The organism is Candidatus Profftella armatura (Diaphorina cf. continua), from assembly GCF_016593155.1.
In the GTDB taxonomy this organism is placed as follows: domain Bacteria; phylum Pseudomonadota; class Gammaproteobacteria; order Burkholderiales; family Burkholderiaceae; genus Profftella; species Profftella armatura_A.
Genome location: NZ_AP023215.1, coordinates 420,621 through 444,689 on the forward strand (window position 1 = coordinate 420,621; position 24,069 = coordinate 444,689).

Annotated in this window: 26 protein-coding genes, 3 tRNA genes and 1 pseudogene; 14 read left to right on the forward strand and 16 right to left on the reverse strand. The window is 23.0% G+C overall.

Features of this window, described 5'->3' with window-relative positions; genetic code table 11:
- Positions 1–543: 543 nt before the first annotated feature.
- The 11 genes from JIC14_RS01785 (at position 544) to pnp (ending at position 9,453) form a co-directional block, all read left to right on the forward strand.
- Positions 544–690 (forward strand): hypothetical protein, encoded by a 147-nt coding sequence (locus JIC14_RS01785; RefSeq protein ID WP_201329728.1) that lies wholly within the window; start codon positions 544–546, stop codon positions 688–690.
- Between the two features lie 1,097 nt (positions 691–1,787).
- Positions 1,788–1,937, forward strand: a complete 150-nt coding sequence (locus JIC14_RS01795; protein ID WP_236584514.1) for a phosphoadenosine phosphosulfate reductase family protein — start codon at positions 1,788–1,790, stop codon at positions 1,935–1,937.
- Between the two features lie 2,490 nt (positions 1,938–4,427).
- Positions 4,428–4,601, forward strand: a complete 174-nt coding sequence (locus JIC14_RS01800) for a hypothetical protein (protein WP_201329730.1) — start codon at positions 4,428–4,430, stop codon at positions 4,599–4,601.
- A gap of 48 nt (positions 4,602–4,649) precedes the next feature.
- On the forward strand, positions 4,650–4,868 hold the full coding sequence (locus JIC14_RS01805; RefSeq protein ID WP_201329731.1) for a hypothetical protein: 219 nt from the start codon (positions 4,650–4,652) through the stop codon (positions 4,866–4,868).
- Between the two features lie 158 nt (positions 4,869–5,026).
- Complete coding sequence (locus tag JIC14_RS02130; protein ID WP_425305469.1) at positions 5,027–5,311, forward strand: hypothetical protein; 285 nt, start codon at positions 5,027–5,029, stop codon at positions 5,309–5,311.
- Positions 5,250–5,453, forward strand: coding sequence for a hypothetical protein (locus JIC14_RS02070; protein WP_201329732.1), 204 nt, complete (start codon positions 5,250–5,252; stop codon positions 5,451–5,453). Before JIC14_RS02130 ends, JIC14_RS02070 begins: the two co-directional genes overlap by 62 nt.
- Positions 5,454–5,475: 22 nt before the next feature.
- Positions 5,476–5,547 (forward strand): hypothetical protein, encoded by a 72-nt coding sequence (locus JIC14_RS02135; RefSeq protein WP_425305470.1) that lies wholly within the window; start codon positions 5,476–5,478, stop codon positions 5,545–5,547.
- A 109-nt stretch (positions 5,548–5,656) separates the two neighbouring features.
- The gene (locus tag JIC14_RS02075) at positions 5,657–5,818 is read left to right on the forward strand and encodes a hypothetical protein (RefSeq protein ID WP_201329733.1); all 162 of its coding nucleotides are present in this window, start codon (positions 5,657–5,659) and stop codon (positions 5,816–5,818) included.
- A 100-nt stretch (positions 5,819–5,918) separates the two neighbouring features.
- Positions 5,919–6,695: an exodeoxyribonuclease III gene (gene xth / locus JIC14_RS01830; RefSeq protein WP_201329734.1), complete on the forward strand. Its 777-nt coding sequence runs from the start codon at positions 5,919–5,921 to the stop codon at positions 6,693–6,695.
- A gap of 244 nt (positions 6,696–6,939) precedes the next feature.
- The gene (gene rpsO / locus JIC14_RS01835) at positions 6,940–7,209 is read left to right on the forward strand and encodes a 30S ribosomal protein S15 (RefSeq protein ID WP_201329735.1); all 270 of its coding nucleotides are present in this window, start codon (positions 6,940–6,942) and stop codon (positions 7,207–7,209) included.
- A 132-nt stretch (positions 7,210–7,341) separates the two neighbouring features.
- Entirely contained in the window at positions 7,342–9,453 is a 2,112-nt protein-coding gene (pnp, locus tag JIC14_RS01840; RefSeq protein ID WP_201329736.1) for a polyribonucleotide nucleotidyltransferase, read from the forward strand.
- A gap of 37 nt (positions 9,454–9,490) precedes the next feature.
- Here pnp and JIC14_RS01845 read toward each other — a convergent pair.
- Positions 9,491–9,563, reverse strand: a tRNA-His gene (locus JIC14_RS01845).
- A 97-nt stretch (positions 9,564–9,660) separates the two neighbouring features.
- The gene (locus tag JIC14_RS01850) at positions 9,661–11,187 is read right to left on the reverse strand and encodes a fumarate hydratase (RefSeq protein WP_201329737.1); all 1,527 of its coding nucleotides are present in this window, start codon (positions 11,185–11,187) and stop codon (positions 9,661–9,663) included.
- 696 nt (positions 11,188–11,883) lie between these two features.
- Here JIC14_RS01850 and fdxA point away from each other — a divergent pair.
- Both fdxA and JIC14_RS01860 read left to right on the forward strand, forming a co-directional pair.
- Entirely contained in the window at positions 11,884–12,207 is a 324-nt protein-coding gene (gene fdxA / locus JIC14_RS01855) for a ferredoxin FdxA (RefSeq protein WP_201329738.1), read from the forward strand.
- A 58-nt stretch (positions 12,208–12,265) separates the two neighbouring features.
- Complete coding sequence (locus JIC14_RS01860; RefSeq protein WP_201329739.1) at positions 12,266–13,315, forward strand: NAD(P)/FAD-dependent oxidoreductase; 1,050 nt, start codon at positions 12,266–12,268, stop codon at positions 13,313–13,315.
- Positions 13,316–13,464: 149 nt separating this feature from the next.
- Here the strand turns inward: JIC14_RS01860 and rplS are convergent, their stop codons facing one another.
- The 9 genes from rplS to JIC14_RS01905 form a co-directional block, all read right to left on the reverse strand.
- Positions 13,465–13,824: a 50S ribosomal protein L19 gene (gene rplS / locus JIC14_RS01865; RefSeq protein WP_201329740.1), complete on the reverse strand. Its 360-nt coding sequence runs from the start codon at positions 13,822–13,824 to the stop codon at positions 13,465–13,467.
- 24 nt (positions 13,825–13,848) lie between these two features.
- Positions 13,849–14,589, reverse strand: a complete 741-nt coding sequence (gene trmD / locus JIC14_RS01870; RefSeq protein ID WP_201329741.1) for a tRNA (guanosine(37)-N1)-methyltransferase TrmD — start codon at positions 14,587–14,589, stop codon at positions 13,849–13,851.
- Positions 14,590–14,625: 36 nt separating this feature from the next.
- Positions 14,626–15,204, reverse strand: coding sequence for a ribosome maturation factor RimM (gene rimM / locus JIC14_RS01875; protein WP_201329742.1), 579 nt, complete (start codon positions 15,202–15,204; stop codon positions 14,626–14,628).
- Between the two features lie 19 nt (positions 15,205–15,223).
- Positions 15,224–15,475: a 30S ribosomal protein S16 gene (rpsP, locus tag JIC14_RS01880; protein WP_201329743.1), complete on the reverse strand. Its 252-nt coding sequence runs from the start codon at positions 15,473–15,475 to the stop codon at positions 15,224–15,226.
- Between the two features lie 44 nt (positions 15,476–15,519).
- A complete protein-coding gene (locus tag JIC14_RS01885; RefSeq protein ID WP_201329744.1) occupies positions 15,520–16,254 on the reverse strand; it encodes a YjbE family putative metal transport protein in 735 nt (244 codons plus the stop codon).
- Positions 16,255–16,381: 127 nt separating this feature from the next.
- Positions 16,382–17,263 carry a succinate--CoA ligase subunit alpha gene (sucD, locus tag JIC14_RS01890; protein WP_201329745.1) on the reverse strand — a complete coding sequence of 294 codons (882 nt, stop codon included), beginning with the start codon at positions 17,261–17,263 and terminating at the stop codon, positions 16,382–16,384.
- Positions 17,264–17,272: 9 nt separating this feature from the next.
- Positions 17,273–18,463 carry an ADP-forming succinate--CoA ligase subunit beta gene (gene sucC / locus JIC14_RS01895; RefSeq protein WP_201329746.1) on the reverse strand — a complete coding sequence of 397 codons (1,191 nt, stop codon included), beginning with the start codon at positions 18,461–18,463 and terminating at the stop codon, positions 17,273–17,275.
- A gap of 486 nt (positions 18,464–18,949) precedes the next feature.
- Positions 18,950–19,105, reverse strand: coding sequence for a hypothetical protein (locus tag JIC14_RS01900; RefSeq protein ID WP_201329747.1), 156 nt, complete (start codon positions 19,103–19,105; stop codon positions 18,950–18,952).
- A gap of 277 nt (positions 19,106–19,382) precedes the next feature.
- Positions 19,383–19,455, reverse strand: a tRNA-Phe gene (locus JIC14_RS01905).
- Between the two features lie 491 nt (positions 19,456–19,946).
- On the opposite strand from JIC14_RS01905, the gene JIC14_RS01910 reads away from it, so the two are divergent.
- A tRNA-Lys gene (locus JIC14_RS01910) sits at positions 19,947–20,019 on the forward strand.
- A gap of 29 nt (positions 20,020–20,048) precedes the next feature.
- Here the strand turns inward: JIC14_RS01910 and rpoH are convergent.
- The 5 genes and pseudogenes from rpoH to trxA all read right to left on the reverse strand — a co-directional run bounded on the left by rpoH (position 20,049) and on the right by trxA (position 23,710).
- Positions 20,049–20,924 (reverse strand): RNA polymerase sigma factor RpoH, encoded by an 876-nt coding sequence (gene rpoH, locus JIC14_RS01915; protein ID WP_201329748.1) that lies wholly within the window; start codon positions 20,922–20,924, stop codon positions 20,049–20,051.
- A gap of 118 nt (positions 20,925–21,042) precedes the next feature.
- Positions 21,043–21,627, reverse strand: a complete 585-nt coding sequence (locus JIC14_RS01920) for a phospholipase D family protein (RefSeq protein WP_201329749.1) — start codon at positions 21,625–21,627, stop codon at positions 21,043–21,045.
- Positions 21,628–21,691: 64 nt separating this feature from the next.
- Positions 21,692–21,952: a type B 50S ribosomal protein L31 gene (locus tag JIC14_RS01925; protein ID WP_201329750.1), complete on the reverse strand. Its 261-nt coding sequence runs from the start codon at positions 21,950–21,952 to the stop codon at positions 21,692–21,694.
- Between the two features lie 69 nt (positions 21,953–22,021).
- Positions 22,022–23,283 (reverse strand): annotated as a pseudogene (rho, locus tag JIC14_RS01930) (transcription termination factor Rho).
- 100 nt (positions 23,284–23,383) lie between these two features.
- On the reverse strand, positions 23,384–23,710 hold the full coding sequence (gene trxA, locus JIC14_RS01935) for a thioredoxin (RefSeq protein ID WP_201329752.1): 327 nt from the start codon (positions 23,708–23,710) through the stop codon (positions 23,384–23,386).
- Positions 23,711–24,069: the final 359 nt, after the last annotated feature.

The following is a 24,069-nucleotide window of genomic DNA, read 5'->3' on the forward strand; positions in this document are numbered from 1 at the left end:
AAAGAAATTATATTATAATTTTAAATATTGTAAATTATATCTTATTATTATTTTTTATGGTATAGATAAGTATTATATTATCATATAATATCAATGTTATTTAGGAAAATTAGATGTATCATTATGATAAATATGATATTAATAAGTAAATTAAATATTAATTTATTAACTAATATTATATGTTGTCCTGGTAAAGATTTTTTTTACTATCTAATTCTATTAAATTACCTCAAATAAAAAAAATATTATAAAATGTTTTAACAAAGATTATCAAAATGATATTAGAAAAATTTCATTAAATATTTTTGGATATATTAATTCTTGTGGGTACTATATCTTGGTTTAGATAAAGATAGAAATGAATATTTCAAATATTAATTGGCGGTTCTTAGGGAAAAACTTAGTATCGGAAAAATAATTAGACTGTTTTTTTATGCAATTAAGCTTCAAATATTATCCATCGTATTTTATAAGTTATTTACAGTATCGAATAAAAAATAAATATTTTATAAATACCGTGAAACACGTAGGAATTATTATTTGATGCGTAAAATTATTAAAAATAATGTTATTGTTAATGATTATTGGAAGATATTTTATGAAAATGACCGTAAAAAAGAAAATGTAAATTTTTTAGAAGATCATGTTATAGCTCTATTTTATATTTTTGAAAAAATATTTAAAATTTAATTTTGATAATAATTTTAATCTTAGTATTTGGATTAATAGCAATGAATATTCAGAAGAACTTAAATGTTTTTTAAAAAAACCGAAACAATTTAAAGTAATTAAAATTAATTTTATAAAATTTACTAATAGTAGAGGTTTTTCAATTACATATAATTTACGTATAAAATTAATTATACCGAAGAACTTTGTGCGATAGATGGATATATTACAAAATCATTTTTTATATGAAGATAGTTAATTTTCATTCATTTATTATATGTCATTGATTTTAATTCATTTATTATAGATTCATATACGTCATGATAAAAGTATTTATTTTGTATTACATGGTTTAAATATATTTTTAAAAAAATATCAATTATCTGTTTATAAAAAAATATCGTTATTTCGACGAGTAAATTATTTTTTTTCATAAGTAATTATTTACTTTAATTTTATGAAAATCTGAGATTTAATTTTTTTTTAAAACTGTTAAATGTTTTAAATAATATTATTACAGATTATAAATCGGTTATTTTTGTATCAAGTTTAACTGTAGAAAATATTATAGTATTAAAAGATTTAATTCTTCGTAATAATTTTAATATTAATATTTTTACATTAAATACTGGTCGTATATATACTAAAACATTTTATATACTTAATAAAATTTATTTAACTTATAAATATAAAATTATAGTATATTATCCTTTATATACTAAAGTTAAGAATTGTATTCTTAAAAATGATATAAATACATTTTATGATAGCATTCAAATACGAAAAAAAGTTGTTATATACGCAAAGTAAAATCATTATTAATTGGTTGGAAAAGCATATTTGGAATTATATTAATACCTATAATGTTCTATTATAATAATACTTCATCTATTAGTTATTGGCATGTACTCGCCTCCCATTGAGAAAATGGATATATTTGTTCCGGAAAGTTACAAAAAGGAATTTAGGTTTGTTTTATAAATATAAGGATTAAAATAAATAATTTTGAAAATGATACTTTTTATCAAAATTATTTAAAATAATTTATATCTTAATTAATTAGAATTTGAAAATATTCATACTATGAAAGAAGTCTCTTTTAAGTGTAATAATCCAGTATTACTTTTTTTGGGAGAAAAAAATCAGTAGTATTATTACGTTTAGCGGAAAAAGTATTTAGATCTAGTTATTTTCTATTTCCAATAGTTCATATTGATACCGGGTATAATTTTTCAGAAGTAATTTCATTTAGAGATAACTGTATTTAAAACTTGGTAAGACATTAATTGTTGGATCAGTGGAGGGGGAGCTGTTATAGATTACGTAAACCCGATATTGATTTTCGAAATTTCGCGCAATTTTATTCTCTTAGAAACAAAATCTCAACGTACAGAGTTATGGAATTTATATAATATTTGAGTTTATTTCGGAGAAAATATACGTTTTTTTCCAATTTATTAATAAATTTATATAAATTAATATATAATATGAATTTAAAAGCACCAAAAAAAAACAAAATGTTTTTAAAAAACATAGTTTATTACGCTTTATTACAGTCGGTTTTATTGATGATGGTAAAATCATATTAATTGGTCGATTTTTATTTGATAGTAAAAATATTTTTATTAATTAATTAAATACCATGTCTCGTATAAAATAAAAAACGCATAATAAGTGGTCATGATATAGATTTATCATTTTTAACTAATAATTTAGAATCTGAGTGCGAATAAAAAGTATAATAATTAATGTTGCGTATCGTTATTTTACTATATTAAAAAAAATATTATAGTTGATATACGTAGGGGTAGGGATACGAATAATATACACGAAATATAATTACGGGAGCATCACGTATTCTTATTGATATATTAAAAATAAAATTTAATACTAATATTTATAACTTAAATTTAAGCATCATTCAATTCCTTGCGTATTTACTTAAAATTAAGCATATAATAGATTTTATAAATTAAAATCAAATTTTTTATAAACGTATAATTTATGTTTATAAAAAATTTGTAAAAGAGATTAATTTATAAAGCATTAATACTATTCCAATTTCAAATTTAAATGGTTATAATATAATTATAGAAAGTAATAATATTCATGGTATCATGGTTCAACGTTAATCTTATTATCATTATTAGAATATTTAAATACAAATAAAAAAAATAGATAAAAAAAACCATTATGTTTTTCTGTGCAATTATTAGTTCGTTATAACGATTATGTAGTTAAAGATTTTAGAGATTATATGGGGCGAGTTGAATTTGGTGTAATTTGAAAAAATGATTATTTAATAGTAGAACCAAGAAGAAAAAAAATTGTTTAAAATATTCAAATTCTAAATAAATCATGTGATATAGTGGTAATTGAACAATCCTTGATTTTAATTATAAAAAAATATTTAGGTATTTCACGTAGTAATATACTTCTTTTTTCCTTTAAGAGACTGTATTTATTAAGATCAATTAATACTAATATCAGAAGCACTAGTTTATTTATTTTAATTAATGAAATTACTTTTAAAACAGTGTTCTCTGGAATTATTATATTATGATTTTACATAAAATTTAATATTTATATAAAATAATTCTTTATAGGTATAATTTGATTTTACTGCACGGGAAAAGGAGCGTGTTTATTGAAAAAGGCAGATACGATATTATAAACTAATGAATTATTAATACTATAGCTCTCAGGCTAAATATGTTTTTTATTAGAATATGTTTTAAAAAACATTTTATTGCACATATATAATTAATTGTCTTTTTATTAAATACGCCTTTAAATATAAAGTAGTATATTTAAAAAAAATTAAAAAAAAGGGAATCCAATGTTATTTGATTGTACTAATTAGGAATTAAGTACTTTAAAAAAATATAATATTAAAGAAAAATATTCTAAGTATTACTGTTGTATTAGTTGTAGCTTCTTCATCTAAAAAACTTACTAAAACAAAATGTATCTCGGAGTATTGTATTATTCATTTCTATGTCGTATTATTTACTTTTATTTTAAAAAATAATTATTTAAAACATATTCCAATAAGTGATACATTAATAAAGAATATGGATGGTGATAATATATTCTTAACTTCTAAAAAATTGTTTAAATTAGGATTTTTACCCACAACCCAGGTCTTATAGTAGTCGAAAATTATAGTATTTCAAATCAATAAATTATAAGATTAATTTATTAGATTTAAAAAAAATATTTCGATTTGAAAAGATCGGTTCTTATTGTGATTAGGGAATCTTTAAAATTATGTTAAAATTAAATTTTTATAAATTTATAAAGAACGAAGATAATATTTTGCAATTTCTATTAAGATTTTTTTATCTTCATAATAGTTAAAGTGGTTCGAATATTTATATTTAGTACATTTTGTTTATGATTTTTTATTAATATTTTTTTATATAATTATGTAACGTATGTAATTAAATTTAGCGTTATTAATTCTAAAAAAAATAATTTCAATTATTAAATTAGGTTATGTTGTTTTATTGTTTTTTAAAATATAAAAAATTCTTTCTATTTTATATTACGAGAACCATGAGCAAAAATAATAATTACCTGTTTCTTAAAAAGAATTTTTTTAATTTTATTTATAATATTTTGTTAATAATAAGTTTAATATATTTTCATTAAAATAAATAACAAAAATATTTAATAATTTTATCTAATAAATTTATTGTTAAAAACATAATAAATTTTTATATAATTATTAATTTAAATAAATAAGGAAGAAATTAATGAATTTTAATGTTAAATTAATTAATTCAACGACATCAATTATGTTTTTAAAAACAGATTGTTTTGTGATTGGTATTTTTAAAAACAATAAATTATTAGATATTGTTAAAGATATTAATAAATATGATGAAATTACAAATATACTTAAATCAGGGGATTTAAATAAAAATTAAGAAATATACAAAAAATAAATACTAAACGTATTTTATTAATTAGTTTAGGTGATAAAAAAAAATATCAAAGAATTTAATTTTATAAAAATAATACAAGTTATTATGAATGTTTTTTATAATATAGGCGCTAGTAATTTGTTATTAACATTACCATTTAATACAATTAAGCAATATAATTTATCATATTTGATTATTAAAACTATTATTATTATTTCCAATAATTTATATCAATCAGATGCGCAAAAAAGTAAAAAAAGAACTAGTTAAAATTAATATTAAAAAAATATTTTTTCTTTATATGAGGAAAATTATATTGACGGAAAAATGCTATTACTTTTGGGTTCACGATTTCTAAGGGAATTGAATTAACTAAAAATTTAGGTAATTTATCTGCTAATATTTATACTTCAACTTATTTAGAAAATATTTTTAAAAAATTAAGCTATGATTATAAAATGGATATAGAATTAAATATGGGTGGTTTATTATCAGTTACCAATGGAATCTATGAATTTCTAAAATTAATTATAATAAAATATATGAATAAAAAATTTAAAGAAGCACCCATAGTTCTTGTTGGTAAAGGTATTACATTTGATACCGGTGGTATTTCAATAAAATTTAGTTACTCTATGGATGAAATAAAATATGATATGTGTGGGAGCGACTTTTGTTTTAGGTACTTTATATACTATTTATGTTATTTCTGAAATAAATTTGGAGTTAAATGTAATTGATATTATTGTGTCTAGCGAAAATATGTTATTCGGAAATTCAATAAAACTTAATGATATTGTTGTTTTAATGTCGAGTAAAATTATCGAAATAATCGAAACTAATATCGAGGGGTAGGCTTATATTATGTGATATTTTAATTTATGTAGAATGCTTTAAACTATCTATTGTAATAGATATCGCAACATTAATCGGAGCCTATTTTAGTTAATTTAGGTTATCATAATGAAGAACTTTTTATTCGTAACGATAAGAGATATAATGAAATTAGTATTAGATCTTTTAAAAGTCGAGAAAATAAGTGGTGATACGTATGGAATATGCTAATTGAAGATATATATCAAAAACAATTAAAATCTAATTTTGCGGATATTTCTAATATGGAAGATTTATCAACAGAAAATATTATTGCCGTTTATTTTTTAGAAAATTTTACAAAAAAATATATTTGGGCACATTTAGATACTACTGGTGTAGTTTGAAAAGTGAGGATAAAGAGGGGTTACTTAACATCCGTTAGCGCTATTAACTTATTATTTAATGTTAAAATCACCTAATATAAATTTTAAATAATCATTCAATATGAAAATTGCTACTTGGAATATTAATTCTATTAAAGTTCGTTTACCTCATATTTTACGATGGTTAACTAATAACCCAGATATTAGTATTTTATGTTTACAGGAAACTAAAATTACTAATGATCAATTTCCTGTTTCTGAGATTGAATCAATAGGCTTTAAGGTTATATTCGTTGGACAAAAATCTTATAATGGTGTTGCCATTTTATCACGTTTTGTAATAAATAATATTATTATAAATAATCCGTATTTTCCAGATAAAAACCAGCGTTTAATTACATGTACGATAGCTGGTTTTCGTATTATTTGTATCTATGTTCCTCACGGAGAATCGTTAGAATCACCTAAATATCAATATAAATTAAATTGGTTATATGCATTAAAAAGATTAGTTTCTAAAGAACTTTTTTTTTATAAAAAATTAATATTATTAGGTGATTATAATATTGCACCAGAAGATTGTGATGTATATAATCCAGTATTATTAAAAAATAAAATAACATTTTCTCATCTTGAGCGATCTGTTTTTTTTGAAATTCAAAATTTAAATTTTATTGATATTTTTAGATTATTTCATAAAGAAAAAAATTTATATACTTGGTGGGCTTATAGAAAAATGAGTTTTACTCGTAATATTGGGTTACGTCTTGATCATATATTAATGACTCCTTATTTAGCTAAATTTTGTAAATCTTGTATTATTGACATAGCTCCTCGTTCATGGGGGCGACCATCTGATCACGCTCCTGTAATTGCTACTTTAGATATTTCTTTTTGATTAATTTTAAAATTAAATATTATTTAAATTTTTAAAAACAAATAATTATTTAAAATAATTTTATAAAATAGCTTTTTTTTAAATAGTCTTTTAAAAAGTGTGTTATTATTGAATATAATATTTTAATAAATTTTTTATAAAAATAATATTTAAGAGGCTAGTAATAGCTTTTATTTTTTTTTATAAATTACTGTAATATAATTATATTTTTAAATACTCTATTATTTGTTAAAGTTGAAGTTTTATGACAATTAAAAACAATATTAAAGCTTCTATTATCTTAGATAATTCTCGTACTAAAAATGATACAGGATCTCCAGAAGTACAGGTTGCTTTATTAACTTCACGTATTAATGATTTAAATATTCATTTTAAATTACATATCAAAGATAATCATTCTCGTCGCGGTTTAATTATGATGGTAAATCGTAGAAAAAGTTTACTGTCTTATCTTAAAAATAAAGATATAAATCGTTATCGTTTATTAATTAATAAACTTCATTTACGAAAATAATTAATTATTTTATTAATAATTTAATATAATTTTAATTATATGCCCGCATTAATTAATGGATGCGGGCATTTAAAATTAATGCAAAATAAAATTAAAATAATTAAAAATTAATGTTACAAGAAAGGAAATTTTTTGTTTAATAAAATTATTAAAGAATTTAAATATGGTTCACATAAAATTTCTATTGAAATTGGTGAAATTGCTCGTCAAGCTACTAGTTCAGTATTAGTATCTATAGAAGATACAGTGATACTAGCAACAGTAGTTTCTTGTAAAAATCCTAAATCAACGCATAATTTTTTTCCTTTAACTGTTGATTATATAGAAAAAACTTATGCGGCAGGTCGTATTCCAGGTGGTTTTTTTAAACGCGAAGGAAAACCCTCTGAAAGAGAAACAATAATTTCTCGCTTAATTGATCGCCCAATTCGTCCATTATTCCCGGAAGGATATTTAAATGAAATACAGGTTGTTATTTATGTTTTATCAGTAAATCCACAAATTGATCCAGATATTGCTTCTATAATTGGGGTATCAACAGCTCTTTCTATTTCTGAATTGCCATTTTTAGGTCCATTAGGAGTGGCAAGAGTTGGTTATATTGATGGTAAATATATTCTTAATCCAACTACGGAACAATTAAAAAAATCACATTTAGATTTATTAGTTGCAGGAACTGAAAAAGCTATAATAACTGTTGAATCAGAGTCAAAACAATTATCAGAGGATATTATATTAGATGCAATAATATTTGGGCATAAAAAAATGAAAGTAGTAATTAATATAATTAATGAATTAGTGAAAGATGTGGGTCAAAAAAAAATAGATTGGAATCCAATTATAAAAGACGAAAAATTAATTTCTAAAATAGTTAATATGTCTGAAAATAAAATTAGAAAAGCCTATCAAATAAAGGATAAACAAATTAGAGATATAACATTTAAAAATATTAGTAAAGATATTCATTCTTCACTAATGGATAGTGATAACTTAATTATAGATATAAATGATATTAGCTGCATTTTATATGATTTAGAATCTAAAATTATTCGAACACAAATTTTAGATAAAGGATTTCGTATCGATAATCGTGGCATTAATGATATACGTCCAATTTCAATTCGTACTGGTATTTTACCTAGGGCGCATGGTTCTTCATTATTTACTAGAGGAGATACTCAAGCATTAGTAGTTGCTACTCTTGGAACTTCTCGTGATGAACAAAAAATTGATGCATTAATGGGTGAATTTACTGATTCATTTATGTTGCATTATAATATGCCTTCATTTGCTACCGGTGAAATTGGTAGAATTGGTGTCCCAAAACGCAGAGAAATTGGACATGGTAGATTAGCGAAACGCGCATTATTGCCGATATTACCAAATAGTAGTAAATTTAATTATTCTATACGTTTAGTATCTGAAATAACAGAATCAAATGGTTCTTCATCGATGGCATCTGTATGTGGAGGTTGTTTAGCATTATTAGATGCTGGTGTACCAATAAGTGAACATGTCGCTGGTATTGCAATGGGTTTAATTAAAGATGGTGAAAAAGTTGTTATTTTAAGCGATATTCTTGGTGATGAAGATCATTTCGGTGATATGGATTTTAAAGTGGCTGGAACTAATAATGGTATTACTGCCTTACAAATGGATATTAAAATTTTTGGTATTACTTATGATATTATTAAAATGACTTTATATCAAGCTAGAAAGGGTTTATCATATATTTTAGAAAAAATGAAAAAAGCCGTTCCAAAATGTAAAACTGAATTATCTAAATTTGCTCCACGTTTAATTACTGTAAAAATTGATCCATCAAAAATTCGTGATGTTATTGGAAAAGGTGGGTCTATAATTCGCGCATTAACAGAAGAAACTGGAACTCAAATTGATATTAATGATGAAGGTGTAATTACTATTGTTTCATTTAATGCGATTTCTGGTCAAGAAGCTAAAAGGCGCATTGAGAAACTTACTGAATCTGTTAAAATTGGAAAAATTTATACCGGAATAGTTTTAAAATTATTTAATTTTGGCGCAATTATTCGAATTTTATCTGGAAAAGATGGTTTATTGCATATTAGTCAAATTTCTAGTAAACGTGTAAATATAATTACTGATTTTCTAAAAGAAAATCAAAAAGTTCGGGTAAAGGTATTAGAAATAGATGATCGTGGACGTATTAAATTATCGATGAAGGCTTTACTAGAAAAAGAAAATGTTACTTTTTTAAAATAAAAATAAGTTTATTTAATAAAATAAAATTTTTTAAATGGGTGGACGACGGGGCTCGAACCCGCGACAACAGGAATCACAATCCTGGACTCTACCAACTGAGCTACATCCACCATAATTAATTTAAAAAATATTTATTTTATTCTACATTAATATAATATTATTTCAAAATTCATATTTTATTAACAAAAATATTAAAAATATTATAAATTATGTTAAATTAGAATTTTCTATAGAAATATATTTTTTCCATTTTTTAGGACCATCAATATGTATTGATTTTCCAAGTGAATCTATTGCTACTGTAACTGGCATATTTTTTACATTAAATTCGTAAATTGCCTCCATTCCTAAATCTTCGAAACATATTATTTTTGCGGATTTTATTGCTTTAGATATTAAGTAAGCGGCCCCACCTATTGCAACTAAATAAGCTATTTTTTGTTTTTTAATTAATTTTATTATTTTATCACTTCGTTCAGCTTTTCCTATCATGGCAATTAATCCAATTTTTTCTAAAATTAAGTTAGTATAATAATCCATTCTATTAGCGGTAGTTGGACCGGCTGGTCCAATCACTTCATTTCGTACTGGATTGATTGGTCCTACATAATAAATTACACGATTATTAAAATTTACTGGAATCTTTTGTCCTGTAGATAACATATATTGAATACGACTATGTGCAGCATCTCTTCCTGTTAATATTTTTCCATTTAATAATAAAATTTCTCCAGATCTCCAAGAAGAAACTTCTTTTTTAGTTAAGGTATTAAGATTAACATAATTAAATTTTTTATTATTATTTGTAGTCCATTTTATTTTAGGCCAATTTAATAATGATGGTGGTTTCATAAAAACCGGACCAGAACCATTCAAGACAATATGTCCATGTCTAGTTGCCGCACAATTAGGGATTATTGCAACTGGTTTTGATGCGGCATGAGTAGGGTACATCATAATTTTAATATCCAATATTGTAGTTAATCCTCCCATACCTTGCGCCCCAATACCTAATGAATTTATTTTATTAAACAATTCAACTCGTAATTCTTCTATTTTATTTTTTGGGCCATTTTTAATAATACTATTCATATTAATATCTTGCATTAATACTTTTTTAGCCATTAACATTGCTTTTTCTGGGGTTCCTCCAATACCAATACCTAATATACCTGGTGGACACCAACCTGCCCCCATAGTTGGAACAACTTTCATAATCCAATCAATTAATGAATCAGAGGGATTTAACATAGCAAATTTTGTTTTATTTTCTGATCCCCCTCCTTTAGATGCAATTTTTATATCTAGAAAATTTCCCGGAACTAATTCCATATTAATTACAGCTGGAGTATTATCTTTAGTATTTTTACGTATAAAATGCGGATCAGATACAATTGATGCTCGTAATATATTATTTGGATTAGTATATCCACGACGTACACCCTCATTAATAGCGTCAGATATTGATCCAGTTAATCCTTTAAAACGTACATTCATTCCTATTTTTAAAAAAACATTAACAATTCCAGTGTCTTGACAAATTGGACGTTTTTCTTTTGCACACATACGAGAGTTTATTAATATTTGCGCTATAGCATCTTTAGCGGCTATTCCCTTTTCTATTTTATATGCGTGTGTTAAATGTTGAATATAATCAATCGGATGATAGTAACTAATATATTGTATTGCTGATGCAATAGATTCAATAATATCGTATTCTTTTATAATGGTCATTTTTAAATATAAAATTATTCACATAATAATTTAGCCCTTAACCTATAGTAGCTTTTTGGAACACCAACTAGTTAATGTTTTGCGATGACTTTTATTTTTAATACTCTTAAATACATGTAAAATATTAAAATAATTAATGTATTTATTTTTTTCTGAGAATTTTACCATTTCTTTTGATCGTCCTCAAAAGTTACGCAAAAATAATAAAATTTGTTTATTAATAAAAAAATTTAATTTATTATCTGGATAAATTTTCTATTCTATTTCTACATATTGACTGTTATTAATTTTTATTTTTTCCCCCACTTAATTTAAATGCGTACATCTATTAATTTGATATTGATATCATTACATAGTAGTATATAAAGGCTTGCGAAGGTGATTATTAAGTCAGAATATAAAAAAAATTATAATTATGTAATTCGAGGTTTAATGTGTTTTTATATTACTCATTATTTATATTTTATAGTTAAAATATATTTTTTATTTTTTAAATTTATAATTTTATGAAAAATTTTTTTAAAAAAATTATATCATACAACATAATTTATGTAAAAAATAAAATATATTATATAAATTAAATAATAAGCATAAATTGTAAGAAAAATTAAATTCACTTAAAATTTAAATATTCTGAAAAATTTATTTATGGCTCTTTAATTTTAATAAAACTTGTTGATAGAGAAAAATATTACTATGACTCATGTTGTTACTGAATCCTGTATTCTTTGTAGATATACAGATTGTGTTGATGTTTGCCCAGTTGATTGTTTTCGAATTGGTTCAAATTTTTTAGTTATTGATCCAGAAGAATGCATTGATTGCGCTGTATGTGTAACGGAATGCCCTGTTGGTGCTATTTACGCAGAAGAAGATGTACCATCTGAACAAAAACATTTTATTAAAATTAACGCTGAATTAACAAATAAATGGCCATCAATAACAAAATCTATAGATCCGTTACCTGAGGCTGATAAGTGGAAAAATGTTACTAAAAAGTTAGTATATTTAAAAAAATAATATTAATTTAATTAATTAAAAATAAAATAAATTCATAATATAGGAAATTTTATTATTTATGAAAATTAATACTATAAAAACAGATGCCGTAATTATTGGTGCCGGTCCAGTTGGATTATTTCAAATTTTTGAATTAGGTTTACTTGAAATTAGAGCACATATAATTGATTCTCTAAATAAAGTTGGCGGTCAATGTATTGAATTATATCCAGATAAACCAATTTATGATATACCAGCTGTACCAGTTTACACTGGACGAGAATTAATAGATAATCTTTTAAAACAAGTTGAACCATTTTCTCCTGTTTTTCATTTAGGAGAAGAAGTTATATCAATTCAAAAACGTGATGATGGTTATTTTGATCTTATTACTTCAATTGGAAAACATTTTATAACTAAAACTGTTTTTATTGCCGCGGGAGTAGGTTCTTTTCAACCGCGCACCTTAAAAGTTGAAGGAATAGAAAAATTTACAAATTCACAATTATTTTATCAAGTAAAAAATCCTAGTATTTTTTATGATAAAAATATAATAATTTGCGGGGGAGGGGATTCGGCGTTGGATTGGGCATTAAATATGGTAGGAAAAGCTGATTCAGTGATTTTATTGCATCGTAGCAATAGTTTTAGGGCTGCACCATCTTCAGTATCAAAAATGAAGATATTATGTGATAATTATGAAATGCAATTTATTATTGGGCAAATCACTGGAATAGAAATAAATAATAATAAATTAAATAAAATTAAGGTTACTGGTTCGGATGGTGTTATTAGAAGAATACCATTAGATATGTTATTAGTATTCTTTGGGCTTTCTCCTAAATTAGGTCCCGTTACTAAATGGGGAATTGATATAATTCATAAACAAATTAAAGTTTGTAATACCGAAAAATTTGAAACTAATTTACCTGGCATTTTTGCAATAGGAGATATTAATACTTATCCGGGAAAAAAGAAATTAATTTTATCCGGATTTCATGAGGCTGCTTTAGCGGCTTTTGGTGCTTTATCGTATATTTTTCCAGATAAAAAAATAAATATGCAATATACTACTACATCTACAAAATTACATAAAATACTTAAAGTTAAGTCACCAGTATTTCATTAGCATTTAAATTTTTAAAATTTTTTTAAAAATATAAAATAGTAATGTAAAATTATACATTTTATGTAGTATTTATATTAATTTTTGAAAAAATGTAAAATGAAATTATACAAGCGTTCCGCTTAATTTATTAACGGCGGAACGACTTTCAATTATTTTTTTAATAATTTTTCTTTGATACGAGCTGATTTTCCTGAGCGTTTACGTAAATAATATAATTTAGATCGACGTATATCGCCTCTACGTTTAACTATAATTGATGAAATAATAGGGGAATATAATTGAAACGTTCTTTCGATTCCTTCGTTATAAGAGATTTTACGAACAATAAAATTTGAATTTAACCCCTTATTACGTCGAGAAATAACTATTCCTTCATATGCTTGTATTCGTTTTCTTGTACCTTCAATTACATTAACATTCACAATAACGGTATCTCCAGTAACAAAATCAGGAATATTTTTTTTTAATCGAATTATTTCTTCTTGTTCGATTTTTTGAATTAAATTCATATTTAAATTCCAATAATTTTTATATTATTTTTTATTAATTTTTTTTAAAAATTCTTCATCAGTAAATGTTAAAAATTTATTTTTACGAGCTTTTATAATTAAATCTGGTCGTTTTTTATTAGTTATTTTAAGTGAATTTTCACGTTTCCATTTTTTTATTTTCTTATGATTTCCACTAAGCAATACCTTTGGAACTTCCATATTAAGATATATTTTAGGTTTTGTGTAATATGAACAATCTAATAAACCGTTTATAAAGCTATCTTGCATATTTGATTTATTATTTAATACTTTAGGTAAAAATCTAACAATAGAATCTATAAGTATCATAGCTGGTAATTCACCACCAGATAAGATAAAATCTCCAACACTAATTTCCTCATCTATAAAAGTATCTAAAAAACGTTGATCAATTGCTTGATAGCGCCCGCATAATAGTATTAAATTAGATTCCTTTAATAATTTTATAATAATATTATGTGTAAGTTTTTTACCTTGAGGTGACATATAAATAATTTTTGGTATTTTTTTTATATTCTTTTTTATTGCTGTTATTATATCTTCTATAGGTTTACCAAGAATTATCATCCCTGATCCTCCCCCATATGGATAATCATCAATTTTATGATAATTATTAGAAGAAAAATTACGAGGATTCCATAAATTTAGGGAATATTTTTTTTCTTTAAATGCACGACTTGTGATACCTGATTGAGTAATAGCAGAAAACATTTCAGGAAATAATGTAATAACATCAAATTGCATTTTATTTTCTTATTTTTTATAAAAAACTATGATAATTTAGTTCCAGTCAACTATAATTTTCTTTTTAATTATATCAACATTTTTAATAAATATTTTAATAAAAGGAATTAATATTCCATATTTATTTTTATATTTTTTTGTACAAATTATTTTAGTTGATAATTTTATTATTCTTAAAATTGAATGTGCTTTATTTTGTATTATTTCAGTAACGGTTCCTAATAATTTCCCATGAATATTCTCAACTATACAATCAATTAAATTAAACCAATAAAATGTATCAGATGATAATAACTTTGGAAAATAATCGATAGATATTTGAATATAAAATCCTTGTAATTTTATTGCTAAATTACGATCTGTTATATTATATAAATTAACTAATACATAATTTTTATAATTTTTTTTATGCAATATTTTAACAGAAAATAATTTTAAAGAATTGGGGTCAAAAAACCAAATTTTTTTTGTATAAAAAAAAATATTTTTATTATCTAAAAATAATTTTATAAGAATCCATCCAAAAATACCGTATGCCCTTAAAACAACTCCAATTGTTACTAAATTTTTTGTAAAAATTTTAGATTGATTATTTATATAATTAATTTTTTTCAATTATTTTTTAATTTATAAATTAAAATATTTTTTTATTAGAATAACGAATTAAGCGATTGACTGTCAATGATGTTTTAGCTCCAATTTTTTTCCAATAAGTAAATCTATTTAATAAAATTTGAAATTTTTTTTCTTTTTTAGAAGCTAATGGATTATAAAATCCTATTCGTTCGATAAAACGACCATCTCGACTGCTTCTAGAATCAGTTGCTATAATATTAAAAAAAGGACGATTTTTTGTACCTTTACGTGTTAATCGAATAATAACCATTGTATAATAATTTCCAAAAATATTTATAAAATGTAATTTAAATTTTATTTAAAATCATTTTTAGTGATATATTTATTTTTTGATAAATAAATACCTGTACCAACCACAATAGTTGACATTATAATACCAGGTAAACTAATATGCAATTCCATGTTAAATATAGAAATATTTTTTATTGCTAATTTATTTATTTGTAATTGTGTAAGAGATTTATCAGAAAAAATCATATTACCAGATAGATAACCCAATAATATTGAGCATAATATAACAATACTTGAGAATTTTTCTATTAAAATTAGTACTAATTTACTGCCAAAAATAATAATTGGTATACTAATTAGTATACCAATTATTACTAATAACATTTGATATTTACTTGATATTTGGGATGCTGTTCCAGCAATAGCCAATACATTATCTATACTCATAATTAAATCTGCAAAAATAATAGTTTTAATTGCGTTAATTAAATTTTTACCACTAGTAATGGTAGTATAATTATGATTATTAGAGAGTAATTTTATACTAATCCAAGAAAGAAAAAGGCCTCCAATTATTTTTATATATTTTAAATTTAATAAATTTATTGAAAATATAACTAATATTATGCGAATAGCAATAGCGCCAAATGTACCCCAAATAACTCCCTTTACGCGTATTTTAGGTGGTAAATTTCGACAAGCAAGGGCAATAATAATGGCATTATCACCTCCCAGTAAAATATCTATCAAAATAATTTGTATAATAGAAATTCCGTTTGATGTTGTTAATAGTGTCATTTTTTTTAAATTTCTTTCTATTTATAAAAATTTTAATAAAAATTTTTTTTTAATGAGTAAATATTTAAAAATTTAAAATTTTAAAAAGGATAATTTTATTAAGTATTCCTTTTTTATTTTATGTTATTTATAATATTTTTTTTAATAAATATCCTATTTCTGAAAAATTTTTGGTTATAAAAATACCACAAGTTTTCATGATATCTAATTTAGCTTGAGCGGTATCAAAATTGCCTGTAATTAAAGCTCCAGCATGCCCCATGCGTTTTCCTGGAGGAGCAGTAATTCCAGCTATAAATCCAATAACTGGTTTTTTCATATTTTTTTTAATCCAATGGGCGGCATAGATTTCATCTAATCCACCAATTTCTCCAATCATAATAACTGCATCAGTATTTTTATCTTCATTAAATAACTTTAATATATCAATATATTTTAATCCATTAATTGGATCTCCTCCAATTCCAACTGCTGAAGATTGTCCAAAACCTAATTCAGTTAATTGGCAAACCACTTCATAAGTTAATGTTCCTGAGCGTGATACAACACCAATTCTACCTTTTTTATGAATATTTCCAGGCATAATTCCAATTTTTATTTCTTCAGGTGTAATTAAACCTGGGCAATTTGGGCCAAGTAATAATGTTTTACTATTATTTTTTTTCATTTTATTTTTTAAAATTAACATATCACGAACAGGAATACCTTCTGTAATACAAATAATTAATTCTAACTTAGATTCGATAGCTTCCCAAATAGCAGAAGCAGCAAAAATCGCCGGCACATAAATAACAGAGACTGTTGCCCCGGTTTCGTTTTTAGCATTTTTTACTGTATTAAAAATTGGAATTTCTTCAAATTTTTGACCATGTTTTTTGGGGTTAACTCCAGCTACGAATGCCGTTTTACCATTTCCGTAATTAAGACATAAATGAGTATGAAATCGACCAGTTTTTCCTGTAATTCCTTGAGTAATAACTTTTGTATTTTTTGTAATTAAGATTGACATAAATATTTTTTATTTTAAATTATTATTTTTAGATATAAAAATAGCTTTTTTTACTGCTTCTTCTAAATTATTTACATTAATTATTGGTAAATTTGATTGAGTTAATATTTTTTTCCCAATATCTTCATTCGTTCCCTTCATTCGAACAATTAAAGGAATATCCAATAAAAGAGACTCAAATGCCGATATAATACCATGCGCAACTATATCACAACGAACAATTCCCCCAAAAATATTTACTAAAATAGCTTTTAAATTTTTTTGTTGTATCATAATTTTAAATGCTTTTATTATTGTTTTTATTGTTGCGTTACCTCCAATATCAAGAAAGTTAGCGGGCTCTCCTCCAAATAGTTTAATAGTATCCATTGTGGCCATAGCCAAACCAGCTCCATTAACTAAGCAACCGATATTACCATTTAAAGGTATATATGTTAAATCAAATTTTGATGCTTCTATTTCCATTAAATCTATTTTATTTATGTTTTTTTTGTGAGCATATTGATAAGAAATTATTTCTGGATGCCGAAATAATGCATTTGTATCAAAGTTAAATTTAATATCTAAAGAAATTATTTTATTTTTAGGGTTTATAATTAATGGATTAATTTCTAATAATAGCGCATCAGTTTCCCAATAAGTTTTATAAATTTTTTGTATTTCTTCGTAAAAATTTATTAAAGACCTTTTAGGTACAGAAATTTTTTTACTTATATTATCAATATTATTTTTTGTTAAACCAACCAATGGATCAATAATAGTTTTATATAATAATTCTGGAGAATTTTTAGAAATTATTTCAATATCCATCCCTCCTTTATTTGACCCTATAAATATTATATTTTGCTGAACCCTATCTGTCATAAAACTAATATATAATTCTTTTTTAATATCTATATATTCTTCAATTAATACACAAAAAACATTTTCACCTTTTTTATTGGTTTGAGATGTAATTAATTGCATTCCAAGAATTTTTTTTACATATTTTTTCACTTGTTCTAATGATTTTGCTAATTTAATCCCCCCGCATTTTCCCCGACCTCCTGCATGAATTTGTGCTTTTATAATCCAAGAATTTCCGCCTATTTTTTTAGCAGCGTTAATCGCTTCATTGACATTCATGCATAAAATACCTTGTGGAATAGTAACATTAAATTTACGAAGAATCTCTTTACCTTGATATTCATAAATATTCATATTTTATATTTTAATAATTAAATTTATAAAGAAAATATACCGGATGATAAATAGCGATCTTCTTTATCATATATAATGAAAATAATAGTAGAATTTTTTATTTTTTTAATATTTTTAATTCTATCGCACATACTCCACCGTAGAAATACCACAAAAAACTTTCTTTTATTGTTAGTTTTCTTACCAAATATTCAACATTTTTTGATTAATAAATTCAATATGATCTATTCTTTTTTTTCATAAATTTTTAGAATATGATAATATAGATCATTTTATAATACTAAGAATTTATGAATTTTTTTCTGGTTATATTCTAATAACCCATTCTAACTTTTGCTTGATCGCGCGCATATTTATGCTATAGGTTGTCATATTTTTTAATCATTCTTTATTTAAATTTTCCAACATTAATAAAATTAATTTATATCCTCGTATAGTCCGATACCATTACTAATATAATATCAGTATTATCACTAGTTAACTCAATTAATAATTAAAGTATTTCTTGTTTTTTCTTCTTCTTCTTTTTTCTGTTTTTAAAATTATAGATAATTTGGATCTATTTTTAATAGAGTTAGCTGGATTATTTTTTTTTATTTTTCCAAAAAATATTATTGCGATCTTGAGTGTTTTTCTCTCCAATATTTCTTAATTGAATTAATAGGGTATTCTAATGGTATTCAAGTATTAAATAAAGTATATTTAAAGATAATAAATTTGTAAAAAATTTATTAATTACTTGAAAAAAATAAATATTAAGTTACTCAATTTATAATAAAATTTATTAAAGAAAAAATATTTTAATAAAAATTTTATATCGTTTTTTAAAAAATATATAAAATTTTTATTTTTTTTAGGTGTTTTTATATAGTAATTTTAAAATTTATGATTATAAATAATAATAATATTATTTATAATATGGCCAGGGGCGGAATTGAACCACCGACACAAGGATTTTCAGTCCTCTGCTCTACCAACTGAGCTACCAGGCCAAAAATTTTTTTGTAACTTAATTTTTACTATAACTAATATATTACTATAGTATCAAATTTTTTTTAAAGTATAAATAGTTTATTAAATATTTTTTAAATAAATAAAAAAATAATTTTTATTGTTTTAAATATAATTAAATTTATTATTTTAATTTAAATTTTTAAATAATAATATTTTTCTTATTTATAGTAATTAGATAATAGGTAGTATATGTAATAAAAAAATTGAATTTATTTGTTTTTAATTAGTTATTTGCGATATAATAAAATTAACTTCATTAAATTAATCATAAAAACATTAAAAGTAATAAATAAATGTATTTTTTAAAATTATAGATATTTATAAATTATTACAATAAATTTATTAAATATATATTATTATAATGGTAATATATATTTAATATACTTACTGATTTTAAGTTTAAATTCTTTTAAAAATATTAATAAATTAATTATTTTGTGAGTTTATTTATTATAATTTAAATTTTAAGGAGGTGTTAGCTCAGTTGGTAGAGCAGCGGACTCTTAATCCGTAGGTCGAGTGTTCGAATCACTCACACCTCAATTTTATAATTTTTATAAGAAAATAAAAATTATAAAATACTATTTTTTAATAAATTTTTCATTTTTTTAAAAGCAACTGTTTCAATTTGACGAATACGTTCTGCGGATACACTAAATTCTTTAGCTAATTCATGTAATGTAGAATTATTTTCATTAACTAACCAACGAGCTTTTACAATACGACGTGAACGTATATCTAATTTATTTAATGCACTTTTTAATTTTTTATTGTATTGTAATGATTCTATTATTTTTATTGGTTCAGTAGTTTCTAAAGATAAATAAAAAATTAAAGAAAGTTTATCATTATTATTAGATAAATAATCCATTGTTATATCTTTTCCAGATAATCTTGTTTCCATTTCAATTACATCTTTTCGTTTTACGTCCAATGTTTCGGCTAGTAAATCTATTTGTTTTGAAGTCATTGAATTTAAATTTTCTTTATGATTGCGTAAATTAAAAAACAGTTTACGTTGTGATTTAGTGGTTGCTATTTTAACTAAACGACAATTTTTTAAAATATATTCATGTATTTCAGCTCTAATCCAATGTATAGCATAAGATGCCAATCGAACACCTTGATCAGGGTTAAAGCGCTTAACCGCTTTCATTAAACCAATATTTCCCTCTTGAATCAAATCAGAATGCAAAAAACTATAACCTAAATATTTTTTTGAAATTGAAACTACTAATCTTAAGTGAGATAATATTATTTTTTGTGCAGCATTTAAATTATTTTTTTTTTGTAAATCGTAAGCTAAAGATATTTCTTCATCATAAGATAATATTGGTAAATTATTTACTGTTTTAATATATTTGTCAATATTACCTAAAGTACCAAAAAATTTACAAGCTAAATAACTATTATTAATAATAAGAGAATTATTAGTTGTGTATTTCATTAAAATTCCTTATTTTATAAAAAAATATTAATTTTTAGCTTTTAAAAAAATTTAATTATATATTTATAGTAAAATATATAGTAAGTTTATTTTTTATAAATTAGAAATTTATATTAATTTAATATTTAGGGTTTAAATTTTTAGATTCACTCCATAATCTATTAAATTCTAGTAAAAATTTTTCAGAAACATTTGGTTTATTACGGAAATAAATTACATTCTCCGCATTACGATTCATTGCATTTTGTGTATAATTTAAGGATCCAGTTTCAACTGATTTATGATCAATAATTATAAATTTATTATGCATAATTGCATAATTATTATTTAATCTTATTGGTATATTATTATTTGCTAAATAAGTTACGGCAGTATATTTTCCGCTATTAGCTTTTTTATCAGCAATTATTCGTATGTTAATTCCTTTTTTATAAGACTTAACAAGAATTGTTGAGATATCTTTGTTTGTAAAAGAATATGCTGCAATTTCAATTGATTTTTTTGCTTCTTTAATTGCATTTAAAATGATTGTTTTTGCATTTCCTGGTGAAAATCCAACTTCTATATTATCATTATGATTAAAAATATTAGAATTACTAAAAATAGGTAATGTTAAAAAAAAAATTAAAAGAATAATTGTTATTTTTTTAATTATTTTATTTGGAAATGTTAAATTTTTAAATTTTTTATTTGAAATAAACATTTTTATAATTTATAAATTAATTTTATAAAAGATTTATTATATTATTCTTTGGGATTTATAAAAATTATTTTGTAGTTTTTGATCCTATAGCTCCATATTTTCTTCTAAATTTTTCTACACGTCCTGTTGTATCAATAATTTTATGTTTTCCTGTGTAAAATGGATGTGATTCTGATGAGATTTCAATTTTTACAAGAGGATATATTTTTCCTTGAAATTTAATAGTATTAGATGTCTTAATAGTAGAGCGAATAATAAATTTAAAATCATTTGAAACATCATGAAAAAGTGTTTCTATATATTTTGGATGAATATTTTTTTTCATATTTTATAGGTATTTTTATAAGTATATAAGTTTATAAGACTTTAAATTAAAAAAGTATTTTGTATTTGTTTATCCTCGTTTCATCATATTAAAAAAATCATAGTTATTTTTTGTTGATTTCATTTTATCTAAAAAAAATTCCATTGCCTCCATTTCATCCATGCTATATAACAATTTTCGTAATACCCAAATTTTTTGTAATTGATTATTTTTAATTAATAATTCTTCGCGACGAGTACCAGATTTATTTAAGTTTATGGCTGGATAAACTCTTTTTTCCGCTAAACGACGCTCTAAGTGAACTTCCATATTACCTGTTCCTTTAAATTCTTCATATATAACATCATCCATTCGACTACCGGTTTCAATTAATGCGGTTGCAATAATAGTTAATGAACCACCTTCTTCAATATTTCGAGCTGCTCCAAAAAAACGTTTAGGCCTCTGTAATGCGTTAGCATCTACTCCTCCTGTAAGTACTTTTCCTGAAGCTGGAATAATGGTATTATAAGCGCGAGCTAATCTAGTTATTGAATCTAGTAAAATTATTACATCTTTTTTCATCTCAACCAAACGTTTGGCTTTTTCTAAAACCATTTCAGCAACTTGTATATGACGATAAGCTGGTTCATCGAAGGTTGAGGCAATAACTTCTCCTTTTACGGAACGTTGCATTTCTGTGACTTCTTCAGGTCTTTCGTCAATTAACATTACAATCATTATAGCTTCTGAATGATTAGTGGTAATTGCATGAGCAATATGTTGTAATATTATAGATTTTCCAGATTTTGGTGACGCAACTAGTAAACCACGTTGACCTTTTCCGATTGGTGCTATTAAATCAATAATTCTTCCGGTAATATTTTCTTTACTTTCTATATTTCGCTCTAATAATAATAATTGTTTTGGATGTAATGGAGTTAAATTTTCAAATAAAATTCTATTTTTTGAGGATTCCGGTTTTTCTCCATTAATTTTCTCTATTTTTATTAAAGCAAAATAACGTTCTCCATTCTTTGGAATTCTTACCTCACCTTCTACGAAATCTCCGGTATGTAAATTAAATCGACGTATTTGAGAAGGTGATAAATATATATCATCTACAGAGGCCATATAATTACTATCCGGTGAGCGTAAAAACCCAAAACCATCTGGCAAAATTTCTAATGAACCATTACCAAATATTTGTTCTCCAGTTTTTGCTCTTTTTTTTAAAATTGCAAACATTAACTCCTGCTTACGTAAACGTGTGACATTATTAGCTTTTAAATCAAACGCTATTTTTAATACCATAAAACATGTTGGAATACTTTTAATTCATATAAATGTATATTTTCAAATTATTTTTAGGACCTATATAAATAATAGAATACTATTTTAATATAAGTATACATTAGATTTAACAATAATGTCCTAAATATTCAGTATATGTTAAATATTACTATCAATAAAAGAAATTAATTGATTTTTTGTTAAAGATCCTACTTTTTGCGCAATATTTTTTCCATTTTTAAATAAAATTAATGTTGGAATTCCTCGAATATTAAATTTTTCTGGAATAATTTTATTTAAATCAACATTTATTTTAATAATTTTTATTTTATTTATGTATTCTTTACTAATTTCCTCAAGAATTATTGAAACTGTTTTACAAGGACTGCACCATTCTGCCCAGAAATCTACTAATACAGGTAAATTTGATTTTAATACATATTCATAGAAAGACGCATCATTAATATCTTGGATATATTTAATCATTATTTTTCCTAAGATTGAATTTATTTAATATATAAAATTTCAAAATTATGTTATCTATTGTTTTATAATATTTATTAATTAAGAATTGTTTTTATTAATTAAGAATTATGTTATCTATTGTTTTATAATATTTATTAATTAAGAATTGTTTTTATTAATTAAGAATTATGTTATCTATTGTTTTATAATATTTATTAATTAAGAATTATGTTATCTATTGTTTTATAATATTTATTAATTAAGAATTGTTTTTATTAATTAAGATATTTTTTTATAATTTAATTGATTTTATATATTTTAATTAAGAATTGTTTTTATTAATTAAGATATTTTTTTATAATTTAATTGATTTTATATAT

Bases quoted from the DNA above. Each gene is read 5' to 3' on its own strand.
- JIC14_RS01785 (WP_201329728.1), top strand. From the start codon at position 544: ATGCGTAAAATTATTAAAAATAATGTTATTGTTAATGATTATTGGAAG.
- JIC14_RS01800 (WP_201329730.1), top strand. From the start codon at position 4,428: ATGAATTTTAATGTTAAATTAATTAATTCAACGACATCAATTATGTTT.
- JIC14_RS02070 (WP_201329732.1), top strand. From the start codon at position 5,250: ATGATATGTGTGGGAGCGACTTTTGTTTTAGGTACTTTATATACTATT.
- JIC14_RS02075 (WP_201329733.1), top strand. From the start codon at position 5,657: ATGCTAATTGAAGATATATATCAAAAACAATTAAAATCTAATTTTGCG.
- xth (WP_201329734.1), top strand. From the start codon at position 5,919: ATGAAAATTGCTACTTGGAATATTAATTCTATTAAAGTTCGTTTACCT.
- rpsO (WP_201329735.1), top strand. From the start codon at position 6,940: ATGACAATTAAAAACAATATTAAAGCTTCTATTATCTTAGATAATTCT.
- JIC14_RS01850 (WP_201329737.1), bottom strand. From the start codon at position 11,187: ATGACCATTATAAAAGAATACGATATTATTGAATCTATTGCATCAGCA.
- fdxA (WP_201329738.1), top strand. From the start codon at position 11,884: ATGACTCATGTTGTTACTGAATCCTGTATTCTTTGTAGATATACAGAT.
- JIC14_RS01860 (WP_201329739.1), top strand. From the start codon at position 12,266: ATGAAAATTAATACTATAAAAACAGATGCCGTAATTATTGGTGCCGGT.
- rplS (WP_201329740.1), bottom strand. From the start codon at position 13,824: ATGAATTTAATTCAAAAAATCGAACAAGAAGAAATAATTCGATTAAAA.
- trmD (WP_201329741.1), bottom strand. From the start codon at position 14,589: ATGCAATTTGATGTTATTACATTATTTCCTGAAATGTTTTCTGCTATT.
- rpsP (WP_201329743.1), bottom strand. From the start codon at position 15,475: ATGGTTATTATTCGATTAACACGTAAAGGTACAAAAAATCGTCCTTTT.
- JIC14_RS01885 (WP_201329744.1), bottom strand. From the start codon at position 16,254: ATGACACTATTAACAACATCAAACGGAATTTCTATTATACAAATTATT.
- sucD (WP_201329745.1), bottom strand. From the start codon at position 17,263: ATGTCAATCTTAATTACAAAAAATACAAAAGTTATTACTCAAGGAATT.
- sucC (WP_201329746.1), bottom strand. From the start codon at position 18,463: ATGAATATTTATGAATATCAAGGTAAAGAGATTCTTCGTAAATTTAAT.
- rpoH (WP_201329748.1), bottom strand. From the start codon at position 20,924: ATGAAATACACAACTAATAATTCTCTTATTATTAATAATAGTTATTTA.
- JIC14_RS01920 (WP_201329749.1), bottom strand. From the start codon at position 21,627: ATGTTTATTTCAAATAAAAAATTTAAAAATTTAACATTTCCAAATAAA.
- JIC14_RS01925 (WP_201329750.1), bottom strand. From the start codon at position 21,952: ATGAAAAAAAATATTCATCCAAAATATATAGAAACACTTTTTCATGAT.
- trxA (WP_201329752.1), bottom strand. From the start codon at position 23,710: ATGATTAAATATATCCAAGATATTAATGATGCGTCTTTCTATGAATAT.